Source organism: Blastococcus sp. SYSU D00669, assembly GCF_054050715.1.
Genome location: NZ_JBJGZV010000002.1, coordinates 114,306 through 134,842 on the forward strand (window position 1 = coordinate 114,306; position 20,537 = coordinate 134,842).

Below are 20,537 nucleotides of genomic sequence, written 5' to 3' on the forward strand. Positions count from 1 at the left end.
CGCACCTCTTGAGGGCGCGCCTCAAGAAGGCGTCAGACGGCGGGGTGCGGGGAGAGGAACAGCCCGTGCGGGTCGACGCCGCGCCGGATCGCCGACAGCCGCGCGTGCACCCCGGGCGGGAACGCCTTCCGGGTGTCGACCGGGTCGTCGAGCATCGGCAGGTACCGCCGGCCGGTCGCCCACGGCTCGACGGCGGACAGGAACCGCGCCGCGTCCACCCGTTGCACCGCCGGGTCGCCCTGGAAGCCGACGCTCAGGGCGAGGAAGCCGCCGTCCAGCGCGTTCAGCGCGCCGCCGGAGGGGTCCGGCCGGGCCAGCGCCCCACCGAGGTGGCGCAGCTCGGCGATGGCCAGGATCGTGCCCGAGCCCGGCCCGACGGCGTCCACGACCGCGGCGATCGCCGGCTCGGGCAGCGACCCGACCAGCGTGCTGCTGGCGTAGGCCGGCGTCGGGCCCTCCGGCTCCAGGTGCAGCCGCGCCAGGCTCGCCGCCGGCACCCGCGCCACCGTGTCGAACTCCGGCCGCAGCGCCCGCAGCGGGGCCAGCACCTCCGCGGCGGCGCCGTCGTCCCCCAGCACGGCGCCGTCGACCATGGCCAGCCGGCGGCCGCGCAGCGGCGGGGGGACGTGGTCCATCACCGGGACGTCGAGCAGCCGGAAGGACGTCGTCGCGGTCGCCGGGGCGGCCGCGCACCACCGCACCCAGGCCGGCAGCACGCGCTCGACCTCGGTCCAGTCCCAGGCGAGGAACCCCGCGACCACCGTGTCGAGCGGGAACAGGTCGAACTCCAGCGCCGTCACCACGCCCAGCGGCGCCGCCCCGCCGCGCAGGGCCCAGAACAGGTCGGCGTCGTCGTCGGCGGTGGCGCGCACGAAGGTGCCGTCGGCGAGCACCAGCTCCACCGCCGTCACGGCGTTGCACTGCAGCCCCCGCCGCCGGGCGTACCAGCCGATGCCGCCGCCGAGGGAGTAGCCGACCACGCCCACGTCGGGCGAGGACGGGTGCAGGGCGGCCAGCCCGCTCAGCCCGGCGGCGTCCGTGAGGTCGCCCCAGAGCACCCCCGCGCCGACGCGGGCGGAGCGCCGGTCGGCGTCCACCACCAGCTCGGTCATCGCCGAGGTGCGCAGCAGCACCGCCTCGGTCAGGTGCCCCTGCAGCGGCGGGGCGCCGTGCCCGGTGCCCTGCGGCGCGACCGCCAGGCCCTCGGCCGCGGCCCGGCGGAGCACCTCGGCGACCTCGTCGGGGAAGGCCGGGTAGACGACCGCCGCCGGGTAGTCGGACATCTGCAGGTTCCACGGCGAGCGGGCCAGGTCGTAGGCCGGGTCGCCGGGCAGGTGCACCGCTCCCCCGCACAGCCCGCGCAGGCCCTCCGCCCGGAGGTGGGCGGGAGCCGGCGTCTGCTGCTGGGTCACGGGTCTCCTCGTCTCAGTGGTGGACAGCGTCCGTCGGCCGACTTGAGGGGAACTTGAGACGCCCGCCGTCGGCCGCCTCGAGGACGGCGCCGACGGTCCCGGGCGTCAGGAACAGCCGCTGGGCGATCTGCACGACGTCGAGGCCCGACGCGGCGAGCGCGAGGACCTGCCGCTCGGCGCCGGACCGCCGGGGCGCGGGCACCGGGTGGTCCTCCCGCACCCCCCGGGCGGCCAGCGCGGCGCACGCCCGGGCCAGGACGCCCTCCGCGCCGAGCTCCGTCGCCGCCTCGACCGCCGCGCGCAGCAGCGGGACGGCCTCGTCGTCGGCGACCTGCGGGGTGGCGCCGAGCGCACAGCGGGCGCGGGCCAGGTCGACCGCGGCGGGGGTCGTGGACAGCAGGTCGACGGCCTCCCGCAGCAGGTCCACCCCGGAGGGGCCGCGCAGCCGGCCGAGCAGGAGCAACCCGTCGCCCAGGTAGCTCGGCGCACCCCACCGGCGCAGCAGCCGGACCTCCTCCTCCGCGAGCCGGACCGCCTCCTCCGTGCGGCCCAGGCCGCGCAGCGCGAGCGCGCCCGTGCCGCGCCAGGGGTGCCAGACGGGGTTGGGGATCGGCACCGGGGCCGCGATCCCGACGACGGCGCCGAGGGCCTCCTCGTAGCGGCGCTCCGCCACCAGCAACCGGGCCACCGCGTGCCGGAAGAAGCGGTACCCGTCCCCGGCGGCCGGCAGCGCGGCCCCGGCGTCCGCCGCGCTCCGGGCCGCGGTGACGTCGCCCCGGTCGAGGTGGCAGGCGATCTCGACCCCGAAGGCGTACGCGTCGCCCAGGCTCTCGTGCCCCCAGATCCGCGCCTGGTCGTGGGCCATGCGGACCAGACCGAGCGCGTCGTCCAGCTCGCCCCGCCGCCAGTGCCAGAGCCCCTGCCAGAGGTTGGTGGAGTGCACGGCGAACACCGATCCGCGGGCGTGCGCGGCGCGGCGCGCCCGGGTCCAGAAGTCGCCCAGGTCGTCGTCGGCGAGCATGCGGACGACGGCGGCGACGATCCAGAACAGCCCGTTGTCGACGGTCCAGAGCCGGTCGCCGGCGAGGGCCGCCCGGGCGAGCCCGACCGCTCGTGAGCGCTGCTCGCCCTCGAGCGTCGCCTCGAACGCCAGCGTGGCGGCGAGCATCAGCGCCCCGGTGCCGTCGCCGCCGGGTTCGGGCAGATCGGCCGTGCGCCACACCGCGGGGTCCACGTCGTGCATGAAGCCGGTGATGCGCTCCAGCGCGGTCAGCGCCTGCCGGTGGTCGTCCAGCTCGGGCGGCAGGGCCAGCCGCGCCTCGCGGGCGAAGGCGGTCGCCACCCCCAGCGCACCGGCGAACACCTGCGTCCGGCCGATGACGACGGCGAGGTCGGCCCGGGTCCGCGGGTCGTCGTGCAGCGCGTAGGCCTGCAGGAGGTGCTCGGCGCCGGCCGCGCCCTCGACCAGCGACTCGAGCAGGCCGAGCTCGGTCAGCACGTCGCGGCGGGCGCCGTCGTCCGCCGGCGGCTCCTCCAGCGCCCGGCGGAGCAGGGTCACCGCGGTCTCCGCGGCGCCGCGCTCGGCGGCCGTGGCGGCGGCCCGGCGCAGCAGCGCGACCGTGCCGGCGTCGCCCCGCCGCGGCGCCCGCAGCAGGTGGGCGGCCACCTGCTCCGCCCCGGCGCCGCCGAGGAGCCGGGCGGCGCGCTCGTGCAGCAGCGCGCGCTCCGCCGCGGGCAGGTCGCGGTACACCGCGTCGCGCACCAGCGGGTGGGCGAAGGCCAGCGGCCACTCGTCCTTGACGACCTCGATGCGGGCCAGCACCGCGAGGGCGGCGGCGGCCTCCTGGTCGGACCGCCCGGCCAGCGCGGCAACCACCGGCAGGGCGGCGCCGTCGCCGAGCACCGCGGCGGCCCGGGCCACCGGCAGCACCTCCGGCGGCAGCCGCCGCAGCCGCATGGTGACCATGCTGGACACGGCCCGGGACCCGACGGCCACGACCCGGTCGGCGTGGGCGGCGTCAGGGCGCACCCGGTCGGCCTCCAGCCCGCGCAGGAGCTGGCGGAGCAGCAGCGGGTTGCCCGAGGTGGTGCGGTGGCAGGCCTGGGCGAACAGCGGCGAGACCGGGTCGCCGAGGCGCTGCGCCACCATGCGGGAGGTCGCCTCGGGAGTGAGCGCGGGCGGGGTGACGACGACGGCGGCGGGTTCGAGCTGCAGCTCGGTCAGCAGCTCCTCGTCGTCGACCTGCTCGCCGGTGCGGATCGTGCCGACGAGCAGGACCGGGACGCCGTCGAGCCGGCGGGCGAGGTAGACCAGCCAGCGCAGCGAGGCGGTGTCGCACCACTGCAGGTCGTCCACGGCCAGCACCACCGGCCCGTCGGCGCCGGCGTTGACCGCCAGCCAGTACAGGCCGTGGAGGACGGCGAACGAGCCGTCGCCCTCGCCCGCGGTGAGGTCGAAGACCCCGCCGGCAGCCGACGCGGCGCCGCGTAGGAGCGCCGCCCGCCGGTCGGCACCGACCAGCTCGGGTTCGAACAGCTGCCGGACGACGCCGAAGCCGAACGCCTTCTCCATCTGGCTGCCGCGGGCGGCGAGCACCCTCAGCCCGCGCTCGGCGGCCAGCCGCCGGGCCTCGGCCAGCAGCCGGGTCTTGCCGATGCCGGCCGGGCCCTCGACCAGCAGGAGCCCCGGGCGTCCCCCCGCGAGGTCGTCCAGGGCGGCGCGGACGGCGGCGAGCTCGCGGTCGCGGTCGACGAGGTCGTCGGGCACGCGGGGCGGGGGCACCGGGGGCCCGGCGCGGGGCGGGGGCTCGGCGCGGGGCGGGGGCACGCGCGGCCGCAGCGCGGGCGACTGGTCGAGGACGGCCCGCTCCAGCTCCCGCAGCGCCGGGCCGGGGTCGACGCCGAGCTCGTCGGCGAGGTTGGTCCGCGCCCGGCGCAGCGCGGCGAGGGCGTCGGCCTGCCGGCCGGCGCGGTAGAGCGCCAGCGCGAGCAGCCGCCAGCGCTCCTCGCGCAGCGGCTCCTCGGCGACCATCGCCTCGAGGTCGGCCACCAGGAGGGCGGCCTCGCCGCCGTCGAGCCGGGCGGCGAGCAGCCGCTCGCGCGCGGTGGCGCGCAGCTCGGCGAGCCGGCCGATCTCGGCCTGCGCCCACGGCGCGTCGGCGTAGTCGGCCAGGGCCGGGCCCCGCCAGAGCCCCAGCGCCTCCTCGAGCAGCGGCACCGCCCGGTCGCGCTCGGCGGCGGCCTGCTGCAGCAGCCGCTCGAACCGCCACGCGTCGACGGCGTCGGCGGGCAGCCGGACGGCGTACCCCGGCCCCTCCCGCACGAGGACCGTCGAGCGGGCCCGCGCGGCGCTGCCCGGCTCGAGCCGGCGGCGCAGGTGCGAGACGTAGGACTGCAGGGCGGCGGTGGTGTCGGCGGGCGGGGCGTCACCCCAGACCGACTCGACGAGCCGGTCGGCGGGCACGATCTCGCCGCGGGCGAGCAGCAGGACCGCCAGGACGGCGCGCTGGCGTGGCCCGCCCAGGTCGAGCGGTGCCCCGTCGCAGGCGGCGGTGAGCTCGCCCAGGAGGTTCACCCGCAGCCGGCCGCCGTCCACCCACCCCTCCTCGTTGGCCGGACAAGGTAGACGAGGACGGCCGTTCCGTGGAGGGGGTCAGACCCGGTCGAAGACCAGGTGCGTGACGCGCCTGCCCCGGACGACCTGCGGGTCGCCGAAGAGCAGGGGCTCGGCGATCCCGCCCGTGCCGAAGAACGGCCGGCCGGCGCCGAACACGGCCGGGACGAGGTTCATCACGACCCGGTCGACCAGCCCCTCGCGCAGCGCCTGACCGCCGATCTGGCCGGCGGCGACCGAGACGTCGCGCTCGCCGGCGAACGCGCGGGCCTGCTCGACGGCGCTGCGCACGCCGTCGGTCACGAAGGTGAACGGCGCCGTCCCGACCTGCGGCCAGTCGGTCGGCGCGGCGTGGGTGACGACGTAGACGTGCTCGCCGCTGGGCGGCCGGCCCTCCCAGCCGTGGGTGATGTCAAACAGGCGCCGCCCGCAGACCATCGCGCCGATGCCCGGCGTGGTGGACCGGAGGAACTCGGCCGTAGTCTCGGTGACGGAGAAGACCCGCTCTTCGTCGGCGAAGGTGAAGGGCACGTCGCCGTTGCCGTACCAGTCGAACAGGGGGCCGACCTCGTCGTGCTCATCGGCGACGAAGCCGTCCATCGACACCGCCGCGAAGGTGATCGTCCTGCCCATGACAGCCCTCCTGGGGTCCGGCGCCGCCCTCGTGCGGCGCGCTGCTCCCTAGGACCGGGCCAGCGTGCTCAACTCATCGGTTGAGCACGACTCCCCCGCAGCAGGAGGAGCGCGGCGACGGCGGCCAGGCCCGCGGCGATCGCGGCACCGGCGAAGACGGTGTGCAGCTGGGTGAGGACGGCGGCGTCGGTGGCGGCGTCGTAGGCGGGGCAGTCGGCGGGCGTCCGCGGGCAGAGCTCGACCGGCGAGCCGATGGCGGCCACCTCGGCGGTGAACCGGCGCAGCGCCACCGCCGTCAGCAGGGAGAGGCCGACCAGCATGCCCACGGTCCGGGCCACCACGGCCAGCGCGCTGGCGCTGCCGTGCACGGCCGGGCCGGTGACGGCGAGCAGGACCGCGTTGACCGGCGCGATCGCCAGGCCGAAGCCGAGGCCGGCGGCGAGCAGCACGGCCCAGGAGGCGGCGCCGTCGAGCGACCGCGCGTCCCACTGCGTCATGGCCGCCAGCGCCAGCGCGGTGAGCGCCGTGCCGGCCGCGGCGACGACCCGCGGCGGTACCCGCCGGCACAGCCAGCCGCCGGCCACCGCGCCGACCGGCACGGCGACGAGCAGCCGGAGCAGCACCAGCGCCGCGCCGAACTGGTCGCCGGGGGTGGTGGTGGCGCGGGCGAACAGCGGGACGTCGACGAGGGCCGCGACGAGCGCGACGCCGACGAGCAGGTTGACCAGCAGGGCGCCCCAGGCACCGACGGGGCGGAGCGCGGCCAGCGGCAGGACCGGGTCGGCGGTGCGCCGCTCGTGCACGACGAAGGCGACCGCCGCGACGGCGGCGACCGGCAGCAGCACCGGTCCGTGCGCGACGACCTGGGTGGCCGGGTCGGCCGCGGCGAAGGCCCAGACCAGGCAGCCCAGCGCCACGACGACCAGCAGCGAGCCGACGACGTCCACCTCGCGCGCCAGCCGCCGCAGCCCGCGCAGCGGCAGCACGGCGCCGTCCGGGTGGGTCAGCGAGCGCACGCCGGTGGCGACCCCGGCGACGACGGCGACGAGCACCAGCGGGGTCGAGGCCGGGACGGCGTCGACGACCGGCACGTAGAGCAGGCCGAGGGTGACGTCCTCGGCGAGCGCGGCAGGCTCGGCCAGCTGCAGGCCGAGCGCGAGCGACGCGAGCGCGGCGAGCGCGGCGCCGACCGGGTCGGGCCGGCGGGCCCGGCCGGTGACCAGCGCGCCGACCGCCAGCGCGAGGCCCAGCAGCAGGTTGAGCCAGAAGATGGCCCGCCAGTCGGCGACGGCGAGCACCGCGGCACCGGCCAGCGGGCCGAGGACGGCGCCGGCCTCCTGCACGGCGCCCACGACGCCGAGCGGCAGGGCGCGGCGCTCGGGCGGCCAGCGGTCGGCGACCAGGGCCAGCGTGGCGGGCACGAGCCCGCCGGCGCCGACGCCCTGCAGCAGCCGGCCGGCGACCGCGGGCCCGAGCGACACCGCCGTCGCCGTCAGCAGGGAGCCGAGGGCGAACAGCAGCAGGCAGCCGACCAGGACCGGCACCCGGCCGCGCAGGTCGGCCAGCCGGCCGAGCAGCGGCAGCGTGGCGGTGTAGCCGAGCAGGAAGCCGCCGACGATGGGGGTGGCCCGCTGCAGCTCGTCGATGCCGACGCCGACCCCGGTGAGGATGTCGGGCAGCGCCAGGACGACGACGTAGGTGTCGGCCGCCGTGACGAGGACGGCGAGCGTCGCGAGGACGACGGCGGCGAGCCCGGGGGCCGCCGGCGCGGCCGCCGCGTCAGCCGGTGGGCGGTGCGCTGATCTCGACATCGGCCTCGAAGTCGCTGAGCTCGAGGGTGTAGGTGCCGTCCTCGTCGGCGGAGAAGAAGGGCCCGGTGAGCTCGGCGCGCCGCAGCTCGCCGCTCTCGGTCGCGATGGCGAACCGGGCCCGGACCGCCTGCTCGGGGTCCTCGCTGGTGAGCAGGTCGGCGACCAGCTGCCCGGGCAGCTCGGCGGTCACCTCTCGCACGACCTCGCCGTCCACCCGGCGCTCGTCGCCGAGCTCCGGGTTCTCGGCCTCGGCCAGCAGCTGCGAGATGCCGGTGTCGGGGTCGAGCAGGGCGCCGGGGTCGCCGAAGCCGAACTGCGCGGGGTCGATCTCGCTCCAGGCCTGCACGAAGGGCAGCTGGGCGTAGACGGTGCCGTCGACGGAGATGACGTCGAGGTCGGCGGTGGCGCCGGAGGTCTGCACCTGCAGGGTGCCCTGGAAGGAGGCCGGCCGGAGGATGTCGCCCTCACCGCCGACGAGCAGGGTGCCGGTGGCCGGGGCGCCGTCGCTGCTGAGCACGAAGTGCGCGCTGTCGGCGGCGTCGAGGGTCTGCTTGGCGCGGTCGAGCAGGTCGGGCGCGGACTCGTCGGAGCCGCCGCCGCACCCGGCGAGCACCAGCCCCACCGCGAGCAGCCCGGCGCCGGCGCGGCGCAGCAGCATGACGACCTCCCCGTCGCCGGCGGGGTCCCGGCGTACCGCGGCGGACAGTACCGGGCTCAGGCGCCGACGCCGGTGCGCGCCGCGATCCGCGCGGCCAGCTTGGGCTGGTCCTTGAGCGGCAGGTGGGGCAGTGCCGGCTCGAGCTCGGGCAGCCGGGCCTGCTGGGTGGTCACGATGCGGAAGGCCTCCCCCACCGTGACCCCGTGGTCGGGGCGGTCGAGCACCAGGACGTCGTCCCCGTCGCCGAGCTCACCGGTCTCGAGCACCCGCAGGTAGGCGCCGGTGGCGCCGTGCGCGGCGAAGCGCTTGACCAGGTCGGGGACGCCCCAGTACCGGGCGAAGTTGGCGCACGGCGTGCGCCAGGCGGTCACCTCGAACAGCGCGGTGCCGATGCGCCAGCGCTCGCCGAGGACGGCGCCGAGCAGGTCGAGGCCGCTTGTGCGCAGGTTCTCGCCGAAGCGGCCGGCCGGCAGCTCGCGGCCGAGCTCCCGCTCCCACCAGGCGGCGTCCTCCTGGGCGTAGGCGTAGACGGCCTGGCCCTCGCCGCCGTGGTGCTTCTTGTTGACCTGCACGTCGCCGTCCAGGCCGAGGGGGTGGACGGTGACCCGGCCGGCCACCGGCTGCTTGTCGATGCCGCTGCGGCGGGTGGGCAGCCGGTAGAGGTCGGTGGTGCCGGAGACGCAGACGGCCTCGACGCGGCCGCTCACTTCTTCGCCGAGGACTGCTCGGAGGAGTTGGACAGCGCGGCGACGAAGGCCTCCTGCGGGACCTCGACCCGGCCGACCATCTTCATCCGCTTCTTGCCCTCCTTCTGCTTCTCCAGCAGCTTGCGCTTGCGGGTGATGTCACCGCCGTAGCACTTGGCGAGCACGTCCTTGCGGATGGCGCGGATGGTCTCGCGGGCGATCACCCGGCTGCCGACGGCGGCCTGGATGGGCACCTCGAACTGCTGCCGCGGGATGAGCTCGCGCAGCTTGCCGGCCATCATCACGCCGTAGCTGTAGGCCTTGTCCTTGTGCACGATCGCGCTGAAGGCGTCGACCGGCTCGCCCTGCAGCAGGATGTCCACCTTGACCAGTTGCGACTCCTGCTCGCCGGCCTCGGCGTAGTCGAGGGAGGCGTAGCCGCGGGTGCGCGACTTCAGCGCGTCGAAGAAGTCGAAGATGATCTCGCCGAGCGGCAGCGTGTAGCGCAGCTCGACCCGGGACTCGGACAGGTAGTCCATGCCGGTGAGGCTGCCGCGGCGGCTCTGGCAGAGCTCCATGATCGTGCCGGTGTAGTCGCTCGGCGCGATGATCGTGGCGTTCACGACCGGCTCGAAGACCGTGTCGATCTTGCCGCTGGGCCAGTCGCTGGGGTTGGTCACCGTGTGCTCGGTGCCGTCCTCCATGACCACGCGGTAGACGACGTTGGGCGCGGTGGAGATGAGGCTGAGCCCGCCCTCGCGCTCCAGCCGCTCGCGGACGATCTCCAGGTGCAGCAGGCCGAGGAAGCCGACGCGGAAGCCGAAGCCCAGCGCCGCGGAGGTCTCGGGCTCGTAGACCAGGGCGGCGTCGTTGAGCAGCAGCTTGTCCAGCGCCTCGCGCAGCAGCGGGTACTCACTGCCGTCGATCGGGTAGAGGCCGGAGTAGACCATCGGCTTGGGGTCGCTGTAGCCGCCGATCGGCTCGGCGGCCGGCTTGTGCTGCAGGGTGACCGTGTCGCCGACGCGGGACTGGCGGACGTCCTTCACCCCGGTGATGAAGTAGCCGACCTCGCCCACGCCGAGGCTGTCGACCGGCTTGGGCTCCGGGGAGATGACGCCGATCTCGAGCAGCTCGTGGGTGGCGCCGGTGGACATCATCTTGATCCGCTCGCGGGCGGAGATGCGGCCGTCGACGACGCGGACGTAGGTGATGACGCCGCGGTAGATGTCGTAGACGGAGTCGAAGATCATCGCCCGGGCGGGGCCGTCGGCGTCGCCGACCGGCGCCGGGATCTCGGCGACGATCTTGTCCAGCAGCTCGGGGACGCCCTCGCCGGTCTTGCCGCTGACCCGCAGCACGTCGCCGGGGTCGCAGCCGATGATGTGTGCGATCTCGGCCGCGTACTTCTCCGGCTGCGCGGCCGGCAGGTCGATCTTGTTGAGCACCGGGATGATGTGCAGGTCGTTCTCGAGGGCCAGGTAGAGGTTGGCCAGCGTCTGCGCCTCGATGCCCTGGGCGGCGTCGACGAGCAGGACGGCGCCCTCGCAGGCGGCCAGGCTCCGGCTCACCTCGTAGGTGAAGTCGACGTGCCCCGGGGTGTCGATCATGTCGAGGACGTACTCGGTGCCGTCGACCTGCCACGGCAGCCGCACGTTCTGCGCCTTGATGGTGATGCCGCGCTCGCGCTCGATGTCCATGCGGTCGAGGTACTGGGCGCGCATCTGCCGTGCCTCGATGATCCCGGTGACCTCGAGCATCCGGTCGGCCAGCGTCGACTTGCCGTGGTCGATGTGGGCGATGATGCAGAAGTTCCGGATGCGGGCCGGGTCGGTGGCAGCAGGAGTCGTCACAGTGCTGCCCATCGTCCCACGGTCCGGGCAATCGCTTCGCCGGCGGCGCGGCGCAGCTGACAGGGTGTCGGCGATGGAGCACCGGATCGCCGTCGCCGAGGGCGTGTCGCTGTGGGCGGAGGACCGCGGCGACCCGGCCGGCACGCCCGTGCTGCTGGTCATGGGCGCCAATGCCAGCGGGGCCACCTGGCCGCCGGCGCTGGTGGACCGGCTGGCCGAGCGGCACCGGGTGGTCGTCTACGACCACCGCGACACCGGCCGCTCGACCCGGGCCTTCGACACCCGGCCCTACGCGATCCGCGACCTGGCCGCCGACGCCGTCCGGGTGCTCGACGCGCTGGGCATCGAACGGGCGCACGTGGTGGGGATGTCGATGGGCGGCACGCTGGTGCAGCTGCTCCTGCTCGACGCCCCGGAGCGGCTGCTCAGCGCGACGCTGTTCGCGACCTCCGCCCTCGGCGCCGGGCTCGCCGACGTCACCGGGGGGTCCGAGCTGCCCGGCCCGGACCCGCGGCTGCTGGAGCTCTGGCAGACGATGGGCGAGGAGCGGGACGAGGCCGCGGAGCTGGAGTGGCGGGTGGCGCACTGGCGGCTCCTGGACGGCGGGGTGCTGCCGTTCGACGAGGCGGAGTTCCGGGCGCTCGAGGAACGTGTGATCGCCCACAGCGGGAGCGCGCGCAACCCCTCGGCGCACGCGCTGGCCGACCAGGGCGGCCTGGACCGGGGTGCGGAGCTGGCCGCCGTGCGGGTGCCCACGCTGGTGATCGAGGCACCGGAGGACCCGGTCAACCCGCCGCCGCACGCGGCGCACCTGGCCTCGGTGATCGGTTCCGCGCGGCTGGAGGTCCTCCCGGGCATGGGGCACGCCCTGAGCGGCCGGATCGTCGGTCCGCTGACCGCCCTCATCTCGGCGCACCTCGACGCGGTGGACGGTGCGGCTGCCGCCGGACGCGGGTTGGGCTGACCGCGACGACGCTGGTAACCTGGCAGGCCGGTCCGCGTGCGCACGTGCGCCCGGACGTTGGACAGCAGGCATCCCCTTCCAGACACCGAGGCTCACGCGTGGCGAACATCAAGTCCCAGATCAAGCGGAACAAGACCAACGAGCGACGCCGGCAGCGCAACGTCGCGGTCAAGTCCGCCCTGAAGACGGCGGTCCGGCGGTTCCGCACCGCTGCCGACGCCGGGGACGCCGAGGCGGCGGCCACCGCGCTCGCGACCGCCAGCAAGGCGCTCGACAAGGCGGCCAGCAAGGGCATCATCCACAAGAACCAGGCCGCCAACCGCAAGTCGGGCATGGCCAAGCAGCTCACCAGCATCCAGGGCTGAGCTCCCGCACCGCTCGCACGAGCCCTCGTCCCCACCGGGGACGGGGGCTCGTCGCATGTCGGGGCCGTCGGCCCGGGGTCACGCGGAGTCGCAGACGTCCTCCAGCGGACGGCGGGGCGCAGGACGCGGCGGTCGGGCCGGCACGCCGAGGCGGAGGACCAGCTGGGGGTGGCCGGTGCTCCGCGTCCTCGCCGGCGGTGCCCGCGCCCACGTCCACGTGCGAGACGACGAACCGGGTCAGCGCACCGGTGACCGGCGGAACGGTCAGGCCGTCGCCGCGGCGACGGGGATGCATCCACGCCGCGAGCTCGCGCCGCCACGACGGGTCGTCGAACCGGGCCCGGTCGGCCTCGGCCACCAGGTCCGCCGGCGCGGCGCGGTCCGCGTCGCCGGTCACGACGTAGAGGGCCACACCCAGGTCGGCGCAGCCTCGCGCCATCCGGGCCAGCGTGCCGTCGGCCGGCCCGTCGGCGAACTGCTCGCGGTACGTGTGGCGGGCGGGGATCGCCGCTGCCAGCTCCCGCTCCGCCCGGTCCCCGGTTGCACGCAGGACCACCCGGGCCAGCAGGTCCGTGTCGCCGGGGTCGGGCACCACCTCGACCGCCGGCTCGAGGCCGCCGGCCCGCGCCGCGACGACCAGGTTCGCCAGCGCGGCTCCGCAGCCGATCGTGAGTTCGCGGTCGACGGGGTCGTTGACCGGCAGCTCGCGGGTGCGGTCGGCGAGGAGGTCGACGGTGTCGCCTCGAACCCGGAACCTCCACGGCTGGGTGTTGTGCGACGACGGAGCGAGCGTCGCGGCCTCGACGGCCCTCCTTGTGCCGGTGAGCAGCTCGGTCATCAGCACCTCCCGCGGCCCACCGTCGCCGCGCGCGGACGGCCGGACCAGTGGCGATAGCCCTGCCCCGACGGGCCGAAGGGGCGGCGCGACCGCTTCTGAGGGCGGCAGCCGATCGACCGGATCGCGGGTCAGCGACCGCGGACGGCGCGGTCCCGGCGGGTCTCGGTGCGGATCTCGATGATCCGGCGGACCGCCCGCTCGAGGGCGTAGTCGGCGCTGGCCGCCGCACCCTTGACGTCGGCGTTCAGCTCGGCGGTGACGCCGATGGCCCGCTGCAGCCCGTCGATGCTCCAGCCGCGGGACTGCGCCTGGGCCCGCTTCACCTTCCAGGGCGGCATCTTCAGCGCCCGGGCCAGGTCGCCGGGGTTGCTGCTGTTCAGGCTGGCCACCCGGGCCGCGGTCCGCACGCCGTCGGCGATCGCGTCGGCGATGAGCACGTGCGCGACACCGCGCTCCAGGGCCCAGCGCAGCGTCTCGACGGCCCCCTGCCGGTCGCCCACCAGCACCTTCTCGGCCACGGTGAACCCGGTGACCTCCGCCTGGCCGCGGTGGAATCGGGCGACCGCGTCGGCGTCGATCGTGCCGCCGAAGTCGGAGACCAGCTGGCTGGCCGCCGACGACAGCTGCCGCAGGTCGTTGCCGACCGCCTCGACCAGCGCGGCCAGGGCGTCGGCGGTGATCCGCCCGCCCGCCGACCGCACCTCGTTGCGCACGAAGTTGGCGCGGTCGCCGGGTGAGGTGATCTTGGGGCACTCGTCGACCGCGGCGCCCGCGGCCCTGAACGCCTTGACCAGCGCCTCGTTGCGCTTGCCGCCGGCGTGCACGATCACCAGCGTCAGGTCGGGATCGGGGTCCTTGGCGAAGGCGGTCAGCGCGTCGGCCAGGGCGCCCGCCGCCTCGTGCACGCCGCTGACGGTGACCAGCCGGTGCCCGCCGAACAGCGACGGAGCCAGCACGTCGGCGAGGTGGCCCACGGGGAGGCCGGCGGCTACGAGGTCGTGCTCCTCGGCGTCGGGGTGGCGCTCGAGCACCGCGGCGCGCACGGCGCTGACCGCGCGGGCGCGCAGCAGCTCCTCCTCCCCCACCACGACCCGGAGCCGGGAGGTCGGTGCCGGAGGTGCCGCTGCCACGCCTGCATGGTGTCACGGCGCGCCGACGGTCCCGGCCCGGCGCGGGGGTGGCGACCGCGACGCCCCACTCCTCCGCGGTGCCGGCGACGGCGACGTCGCCCTGGCGGTCGGTGCGGTAGACCCGCATCCCGTCGCGGGCCAGCAGGCGCAGCGCGGTGGCGGTCGGGTGGCCGTAGCCGTTGTCGGCGCCGACCGACACCAGCGCCACCCGTGCACCGCTCGCGGCGAGGAAGGCCGGGTCGACGTCGGCGCTGCCGTGGTGCGGCACCTTGAGCACGTCGGCCCGCAGGTCGACGCCGCGGGCGAGCACGCGGGCCTGCGCCTGGGCGCTGAGGTCGCCGGTGAGCAGCACCCGCACCCCGTGCACCGTGACGCGGGCGACCACCGAGAGGTCGTTGGGCTCGGCGCCGGCGGTGGCGATCTCCGGTGGGGGCGCCAGCACCTCCAGTCGCGCCCTCCCGAGGGTGCGCCGGTCCCCGGGCACCAGGACCTCGCGGCGGGCGCCGGACGCGGCCGTGAGCCGGTCGACGGCGGTGCCCCGCTCGTCGGCCGGGGACAGGGTGCCGGTCGCCACCACGTCCACCCGGCGGCCGCCGAGCGCGCCGGCCAGGCCGCCGGCGTGGTCGGCATCGAGGTGGGAGAGCAGGACCATGCGCAGCCGGTCGACGCCGAGCCGGTCCAGGCAGCGGTCCACCGCCCCGATGTCGGGCCCGGCGTCGACGAGCAGCGCCTCCCCCGGGCCGGTCGGGAGGACGAGGGCGTCGCCCTGGCCGACGTCGCAGGCGACGGCCACGGTGGACGGCGGCGGCCACCCGCGCACCGCCTGGCGCAGCGGCCAGCCGACCACGACGAGGCCGACCACGACCGCCAGCGCGAGCGGGCGCGTGCGCGGGAAGCGCCACAGCACGGCGGCGCAGCCCAGGAGCAGCACGGTGAGACCCACCGCGCCCGCGGTGCCGGCGGTCCACCCCACGGCGGCGTCGGGCAGCGCCGCACCGCGCTCGGCCACGACCACCAGCCAGCGCACCGGCCAGCCGGCCAGCCACACCAGGACGTCACCGGCCGCCGGGCTGACCGGGGTGGCCAGCGCCGCCAGCAGCCCCAGCACGGTGGCCGGGGCGACGGCGGGCGCGGCGAGGAGGTTGGCCGGCAGCGAGACCAGGCTGACCTGCCCGCTCAGCGCGGCCACGAGCGGCGCGGTCGCCAGGCCGGCCGCCGCGCTGACCGCGAGCGCGTCGGCGACCGGCGTCGGGACGCCGCGCTGGCGCAGCGCCCGGGACCAGCGGCGGGCGAGGAGGACGATCGCGGCCGTGGCGGCGACCGAGAGCGCGAAGCCAGGGTCGGCAGCCAGCGCCGGCTCCACCAGCAGCAGGACCAGCACGCCGGCGCACAGGGCCGGCACCGCGGCCCGCTCCCGCCCCGAGGCGAGGGCGATCAGCACGACCGCGCCCATGGCCGCGGCCCGCAGCACGCTCGCGCTCGGCCCGGCCAGCACCACGAAGCCGGCCAGGCCGGCCGCCCCGGCCAGCGCCTGCACCCGCCGGTCGACCGCCCGGCGGCGCAGCGGCCACAGCACGCCGGCGACCACGATCGCCACGTTGGCCCCCGAGACCGCGGTCAGGTGTGCCAGGCCGGTGCGCCGGAAGTCCTCCCGGAGCACCGGGTCCATGCCGCTGGTGTCGCCGACCACGAGCCCCGGCAGCAGTCCCGCCGGTCGCGGCGGGAGCACCCGTGCCGACGACGCGGCCAGGCCCTCGCGCACACCGGCGGCGACGCGCTGTGCCCGGCCCGGCGGCCCGACGAGCTCCGGTGGGCCCCGCGCGCCGAGCACGGCCACCAGGTGCCCGTCGGGGGGCAGGGACGCACGGACCGGCGCCCGCACCGGCTGACCGGGCGGCAGGTCGGCCCAGGCCTCGGCGGGGGCGAACAGCAGGACGTCGTCGTCCACCCGGGTCGTCGTCCCGCCCACCCGGACCGCGCGCACGGTCGCGTCCGCGACGACGCGGGAGGCGCCGGCGCCGGTCAGGCGCCGCGGCACGTCGTCGAGCACCACCTGCACCTCGACGGTCCGGTCCCGCTCAGCCGCGGCGCGCAGCGGAGAGGCGTCCCGCTGCAGACCGCGGACCGCACCGGCGGTCGCGGTCAGGGCGAGCGCGGCGAGCACGCCCAGCGCGACCAGCGCCGGCGCCCGGCGGCTCCGGACGGCCAGCACGAGCCCGGCCACCCCCGCGGCCGCGGCGACCACCGCCAGCGCCCGCACGGGCACGAACGGGACCGTCAGGGTGGCGAGCCACGAGGCGGCCGCCGCGGGGACGAGCCGGAGGTCCAGCCACGTCCACTGCGCGCCGGTGCTCACACGGTCACCAGGTCAGCGAGCTGGGCGTAGATCGCCGGGCCGATGCCCGGCACGTCGTCGAGCTGCTCGACGCTGGCGAAGCGGCCCTGCCGGTCGCGGTGGGCGACGATGCGCTGGGCCAGCACCGGGCCGATGCCCGGCAGGGCGTCCAGGTCGGTCTCGGTGGCGGTGTTGAGGTCCACCAGGCCACCGCCGGCCGTCCCGCCGCCGGCGGTCTCGCCGGCCGGACCGCCGGCCGCGCCCGCCACGCCCACCGCCACCTGCTGGCCGTCGGTGACGACCGCGGCGAGGTTGACCGAAGCCGGATCGGCCTCCGGCAGCAGCCCGCCGGCGGCGGCGATCGCGTCGGCCACCCGAGCGCCGGTCGGCAGCGTGACCAGCCCCGGCCGCGCCACCAGCCCCACGACCGACACCACGACGGTCGTCGCCGTCCCGGCGGCCTCGCCCACCTCCGGGGCGGCCGGCGCGGTGGTGCCGCCGGGTTCGGCCGGCTCGACGGGTTCGACGCGGGGGCGGTCCAGCCAGGTCCAGACGACGAGCAGCAGCCCGGCGAGCAGTCCCGCGATCCACAGCGCGCGGGCACCGCGACGGCCGGGGTCGAGCCGCACGGCCGTCGCGGGCGCCCGGTGCCTGCCGATGCCGGGTGGCGCTCCCCCGCCGTCCTCGTCGGCGTCCTCCGGCTCCGGTGGGTCGGGGTCGGGGTCGTCGTCGGGCACCCAGCCACCGGCCCGCTCGCTCTCGGCCAGGAGGGCGCGCAGCCGGGCGCGGATCACGTCGGCGTCGTCGATGCGGCGGGAGGAGGAGCGCACCGGCGCGACGCTAGGGACCGGGCAGCCGTCCGGGCGGCGCTCAGGCGGATCTGTGGACGCCGCCCCCGGCTGTGGACGACGGACGACGCGCGGGCCGGGGCGTGGGGCAGGGTGCCCGCCGTGCCGTCCTCACTCCGCCGCGGGCTCTCCCCGGTCGCCGTCCTCGGCCGGGCCGTCCGGCGCCTCCTCGGCGGGCGCCGGCACCACCACGACGCCCACCGCGCCGGGGCCGACGTGCGCGCCGATCGCGGCGCCCAGCTCGCTGACGTACAGCTCCGTGGCCTCGGGCAGCCGCTGGCGCAGCTCGGCGGCGAGGCGCTCGGCCCGCTCCGGCGCCGCCAGGTGGTGCACCGCCAGGGAGGCGGGGCCGGTGCCGGCCGTCTCCACCGCCCGCTGCACGAGCCGGTTGAAGGCCCGGGCCGAGGTGCGCACCTTCTCGAGGGGGACGACCTTGCCGTCGACGACGTGCAGCACCGGCTTCACGGCCAGCGCGGAGCCGAGGATGGCGGCGGCGGCCCCGATCCGGCCGCCCCGGCGCAGGTGCTCGAGGGTCTCGACGACGAACAGCGTCCTGGTGGCCGCGGCGGTGTCGCGGGCCGCGTCCGCGACCGCGTCGGCGGGGGCGCCGTCGGCCGCGGCGCGGGCGGCGGCCAGGACGGCGAAGCCCGTGGCCATCGCGGTCGCCCGCGAGTCGATCACCGTGACCACGTGCTCCCCGACCTGCGCCGCGGCCAGCCGTGCGGCGTCCCAGGTGCCCGACAGCTCCGCGGAGAGGTGCACCGAGACGATCCGGTCGGCGCCGCCGTCGAGGCAGCGGCGGTAGGCGGCCACGAAGTCGCCGGGGGTCGGGCGGGAGGTCGACACCTGGCCGCGGGCGGAGAGGGTGGCGGCGACGTCGTGGGGCCCGATGTCGCGGCCCTCGCTGCCCGAGCGGCCGGGCAGCACCACGTACAGCGGCACGACCTCGATGCCGTACCGCTCCACGAGGTCCGCGGGCAGGTAGGCCGTCGAATCGGTGACGACGGCGACGGACACCGGCCGAGGCTAGCCCGCCTGCGCGCCGATGCCGCACCAGCGGCGGCGAGGTCGCCCGAAAGGCTCAGACGGCGTCGGCGTCGGTGGGCCGCGCCGGCGCGCCTTCCTCGGGCGTCGCCCCCGCCGGCGGTGCCGCGCCCGGTGCCGGACCGGCGCCCTCGACGCTCGCCGGCACCCAGCTGTTGTGGCGGACCAGCCGCCAACGCGGGTCCTGGAAGCGCAGCTCGCTCCACGCGCAGTTGGCGAGCGGACCGAACACCCGCCGGTGCTCCGAGCCCAGCCCCAGCAGAGCCTCGAGCATCCGGCCGGCCGTACCGCCGTGCGTCACGACGACGGCCGCCGCGGCCGGCGGAAGGTCGGCGAGGGCGGCCAGGGCGCGCTCGGCGACCTGCGCGGCCTCCTCCCCGCCGCGGCCGAGCACCGGACGGCCGGTCATCCAGTCGGCGTACTGGTCGGGGTAGCGCTCGGCCACCTCGTCGCGGGTGAGGCCCTCCCAGCAGCCCAGGCCGTGCTCGCGCAGCCGGGCGTCCACGCGCAGCGGGATCCCGAGCACCTCGGTGAGCGCGCCGGCGGTCTCGACGGCCCGCCCGAGGTCGCTGGACACCACGACCGCGTCACCGGCCGGCAGCACCCCGGCCAGGAGGGGGGCCACCCGGGCGGCCTGCCGGCGGCCCTCGTCGTCCAGCGGCGGGTCCAGCTGGCCCTGGAAGCGGCCGGTCGCGTTCCACTCCGTCCGGCCGTGCCGCCAGAGCACCAGACGCGGTACCGGCAGCGCGGCGGGCGCGGCGGTCACCGCTCGGTCGGGTCCGCGGCCGGCGGGGGCTCCAGCGGCGTCGGGTCGGCGCTACCCGGGTCGACGTCGTCGGCCGACAGCGTGCCCGCCCCGTCGCCGGCGGCGGGACCACCGACGGCAGTGCCACCGACAGCCGGGCCACCGGTGTCGATGCCGGCCGCGTGCCGGGCGGCGTCGCGGTCGACGAACGGGATGGTCGGGCAGTCCTTCCAGAGCCGCTCGAGCGCGTAGTACGCCCGCTCCTCGGCGTGCTGGACGTGCACCACGACGTCGACGAAGTCGAGCAGCACCCAGCGGGCCTCGGCCACGCCCTCGCGGCGGACCGGCTTGATGCCCTGCTGGCGCAGCCGCTCCTCGACCTCGTCGACGATCGCCTGCACCTGCCGCTCGTTGGGAGCGGAGGCGAGCACGAACGCGTCGGTGATGGCCAGCCGGTCGCTCACGTCGACAATCGAGACGTCGGTGGCGAGCTTGTCGGCGGCGGCCTGGGCAGCGGCCAACGCGGTCTCGCGCGCCTCGGTGGAGGCGGTCATCGGGGCACCTCGACTGTATGGGGGGACGGTGGTTCGGAGGACGGCGGGCGGCCGGGTCCGCCGTTGGCCGATGGTGGCGGCCGGTCGTAGGTCGGGCGGTCACCGGCGGGGCGGCCGTCGAGCACGTCGCCGGCCCGACGGGCGGGCCGGCCCTGGCGGTAGAGCCCGCGCTTCTCGATGTACTGGACGACCCCGTCGGGCACGAGGTACCAGACCGGCATGCCGCGGGCGACGCGCTCGCGGCAGTCGGTGGAGCTGATCGCCAGCGCGGGCACCTCGACGAGGCTCACCACGCCCTCGGGCAGGTGGGCGTCGGCCAGCGTGAACCCGGGCCGGGTGACGCCGATGAAGTGCGCCAGCGAGAAGCACTGCTCGCTGTCGCGCCAGCTCAGGATCTGGGAGAGGGCGTCGGCGCCGGTGATGAAGAAGAGCTCGGAGTCGGGCCGCTGGACCTTCAGGTCGGTGAGCGTGTCGATGGTGTACGTCGGCCCGCCGCGGTCGATGTCGACCCGGCTCACCGAGAAGCGGGGGTTGGAGGCGGTCGCGATGACCGTCATGAGGTAGCGGTCCTCGGCCGGGGCGACCTCGCGGTCGCTCTTCTGCCACGGCTGACCGGTGGGGACGAACACCACCTCGTCGAGGCCGAACAGCCCGGCGACCTCGCTGGCGGCCACCAGGTGGCCGTGGTGGATGGGATCGAACGTCCCGCCCATCACCCCGATCCGCCCACCTGCCACCGATCGAGCCTAACCGGTGCTCGCCGGGGCCGGTCCGGGCGGGACCGGCCCCGACGGGCCGCCACGGTCCCCGCCCGGGCGGGGACCGGTGCGCGACCGGCTCCCCCGTGCAGCCGGTCGCCGCCCGCCGGCGGTTCCGGGGTGGACCGCCGGGTGGACGGGGGCCGCCGGTGCGGAGCAACGGCGCCGCACTGGAGAACGCCACACGTGTCGTTCGGTTACGAGCCCCGGCCGGGATCACCGTCCCGGGCGTGTCGAGGCGCCGACAGGTCGCCGTGTCGACGAGACGACACGGCGGCAGGGAGCGGCGCGGC

General features: G+C 76.9%; 16 protein-coding genes and 1 pseudogene. 2 read left to right on the forward strand and 15 right to left on the reverse strand.

All coding sequences use genetic code 11. The features are described from left to right. Nucleotides 1-32: 32 nt before the first annotated feature. The 7 genes from ACI8AF_RS02850 to lepA all read right to left on the reverse strand — a co-directional run bounded on the left by ACI8AF_RS02850 (nt 33) and on the right by lepA (nt 10,675). On the reverse strand, nt 33-1,412 hold the full coding sequence (locus ACI8AF_RS02850) for an FAD-binding oxidoreductase (protein ID WP_456538147.1): 1,380 nt from the start codon (nt 1,410-1,412) through the stop codon (nt 33-35). 13 nt (nt 1,413-1,425) lie between these two features. Beyond that, the gene (locus ACI8AF_RS02855) at nt 1,426-5,007 is read right to left on the reverse strand and encodes a BTAD domain-containing putative transcriptional regulator (protein WP_456538148.1); all 3,582 of its coding nucleotides are present in this window, start codon (nt 5,005-5,007) and stop codon (nt 1,426-1,428) included. Between the two features lie 57 nt (nt 5,008-5,064). Beyond that, nucleotides 5,065-5,658, reverse strand: coding sequence for a dihydrofolate reductase family protein (locus ACI8AF_RS02860; protein WP_456538149.1), 594 nt, complete (start codon nt 5,656-5,658; stop codon nt 5,065-5,067). Nucleotides 5,659-5,726: 68 nt separating this feature from the next. Next, the gene (locus ACI8AF_RS02865; protein ID WP_456538150.1) at nt 5,727-7,469 is read right to left on the reverse strand and encodes an MFS transporter; all 1,743 of its coding nucleotides are present in this window, start codon (nt 7,467-7,469) and stop codon (nt 5,727-5,729) included. After that, the gene (locus ACI8AF_RS02870; protein WP_456538151.1) at nt 7,438-8,127 is read right to left on the reverse strand and encodes an LppX_LprAFG lipoprotein; all 690 of its coding nucleotides are present in this window, start codon (nt 8,125-8,127) and stop codon (nt 7,438-7,440) included. Before ACI8AF_RS02870 ends, ACI8AF_RS02865 begins: the two co-directional genes overlap by 32 nt. Nucleotides 8,128-8,183: 56 nt before the next feature. Beyond that, the gene (locus tag ACI8AF_RS02875) at nt 8,184-8,834 is read right to left on the reverse strand and encodes an MOSC domain-containing protein (protein ID WP_456538152.1); all 651 of its coding nucleotides are present in this window, start codon (nt 8,832-8,834) and stop codon (nt 8,184-8,186) included. Next, nucleotides 8,831-10,675: a translation elongation factor 4 gene (gene lepA / locus ACI8AF_RS02880; RefSeq protein WP_456538153.1), complete on the reverse strand. Its 1,845-nt coding sequence runs from the start codon at nt 10,673-10,675 to the stop codon at nt 8,831-8,833. The genes ACI8AF_RS02875 and lepA overlap by 4 nt, the downstream gene beginning before the upstream one ends. A 61-nt stretch (nt 10,676-10,736) precedes the next feature. Between lepA and ACI8AF_RS02885 the strand changes: the two genes are divergently transcribed. Both ACI8AF_RS02885 and rpsT read left to right on the forward strand, forming a co-directional pair. Beyond that, complete coding sequence (locus tag ACI8AF_RS02885; RefSeq protein WP_456538154.1) at nt 10,737-11,627, forward strand: alpha/beta fold hydrolase; 891 nt, start codon at nt 10,737-10,739, stop codon at nt 11,625-11,627. A 98-nt stretch (nt 11,628-11,725) separates the two neighbouring features. Further along, on the forward strand, nt 11,726-11,992 hold the full coding sequence (gene rpsT / locus ACI8AF_RS02890) for a 30S ribosomal protein S20 (RefSeq protein WP_456538155.1): 267 nt from the start codon (nt 11,726-11,728) through the stop codon (nt 11,990-11,992). Here the strand turns inward: rpsT and ACI8AF_RS02895 are convergent. The 8 genes and pseudogenes from ACI8AF_RS02895 to nadD form a co-directional block, all read right to left on the reverse strand. After that, nucleotides 11,973-12,830 carry a hypothetical protein gene (locus ACI8AF_RS02895; RefSeq protein ID WP_456538250.1) on the reverse strand — a complete coding sequence of 286 codons (858 nt, stop codon included), beginning with the start codon at nt 12,828-12,830 and terminating at the stop codon, nt 11,973-11,975. The genes rpsT and ACI8AF_RS02895 overlap by 20 nt on opposite strands. A gap of 128 nt (nt 12,831-12,958) precedes the next feature. Continuing rightward, nucleotides 12,959-13,960, reverse strand: a complete 1,002-nt coding sequence (gene holA / locus ACI8AF_RS02900; protein ID WP_456538156.1) for a DNA polymerase III subunit delta — start codon at nt 13,958-13,960, stop codon at nt 12,959-12,961. Between the two features lie 256 nt (nt 13,961-14,216). Continuing rightward, nucleotides 14,217-16,316, reverse strand: a pseudogene (locus ACI8AF_RS02905) (ComEC/Rec2 family competence protein); the annotation flags it as partial. Beyond that, on the reverse strand, nt 16,313-17,125 hold the full coding sequence (locus tag ACI8AF_RS02910; RefSeq protein ID WP_456538157.1) for a ComEA family DNA-binding protein: 813 nt from the start codon (nt 17,123-17,125) through the stop codon (nt 16,313-16,315). The gene ACI8AF_RS02910 and the pseudogene ACI8AF_RS02905, both read right to left, overlap by 4 nt. 129 nt (nt 17,126-17,254) lie before the next feature. Further along, nucleotides 17,255-18,160 carry a DegV family protein gene (locus ACI8AF_RS02915; protein WP_456538158.1) on the reverse strand — a complete coding sequence of 302 codons (906 nt, stop codon included), beginning with the start codon at nt 18,158-18,160 and terminating at the stop codon, nt 17,255-17,257. 64 nt (nt 18,161-18,224) lie between these two features. Next, nucleotides 18,225-18,953 carry a histidine phosphatase family protein gene (locus tag ACI8AF_RS02920; protein WP_456538159.1) on the reverse strand — a complete coding sequence of 243 codons (729 nt, stop codon included), beginning with the start codon at nt 18,951-18,953 and terminating at the stop codon, nt 18,225-18,227. After that, entirely contained in the window at nt 18,950-19,486 is a 537-nt protein-coding gene (rsfS, locus tag ACI8AF_RS02925) for a ribosome silencing factor (RefSeq protein WP_456538160.1), read from the reverse strand. The genes ACI8AF_RS02920 and rsfS overlap by 4 nt, the downstream gene beginning before the upstream one ends. Continuing rightward, nucleotides 19,483-20,223: a nicotinate-nucleotide adenylyltransferase gene (nadD, locus tag ACI8AF_RS02930; protein WP_456538161.1), complete on the reverse strand. Its 741-nt coding sequence runs from the start codon at nt 20,221-20,223 to the stop codon at nt 19,483-19,485. Before nadD ends, rsfS begins: the two co-directional genes overlap by 4 nt. Nucleotides 20,224-20,537: the final 314 nt, after the last annotated feature.

Coding starts and splice junctions, on each gene's coding strand:
- ACI8AF_RS02860 (WP_456538149.1), bottom strand. CDS start 5,658: ATGGGCAGGACGATCACCTTCGCGGCGGTGTCGATGGACGGCTTCGTC.
- ACI8AF_RS02865 (WP_456538150.1), bottom strand. CDS start 7,469: ATGTCGAGATCAGCGCACCGCCCACCGGCTGACGCGGCGGCCGCGCCG.
- ACI8AF_RS02895 (WP_456538250.1), bottom strand. CDS start 12,830: ATGACCGAGCTGCTCACCGGCACAAGGAGGGCCGTCGAGGCCGCGACG.
- ACI8AF_RS02885 (WP_456538154.1), top strand. CDS start 10,737: ATGGAGCACCGGATCGCCGTCGCCGAGGGCGTGTCGCTGTGGGCGGAG.
- rsfS (WP_456538160.1), bottom strand. CDS start 19,486: ATGACCGCCTCCACCGAGGCGCGCGAGACCGCGTTGGCCGCTGCCCAG.
- ACI8AF_RS02870 (WP_456538151.1), bottom strand. CDS start 8,127: ATGCTGCTGCGCCGCGCCGGCGCCGGGCTGCTCGCGGTGGGGCTGGTG.
- lepA (WP_456538153.1), bottom strand. CDS start 10,675: ATGGGCAGCACTGTGACGACTCCTGCTGCCACCGACCCGGCCCGCATC.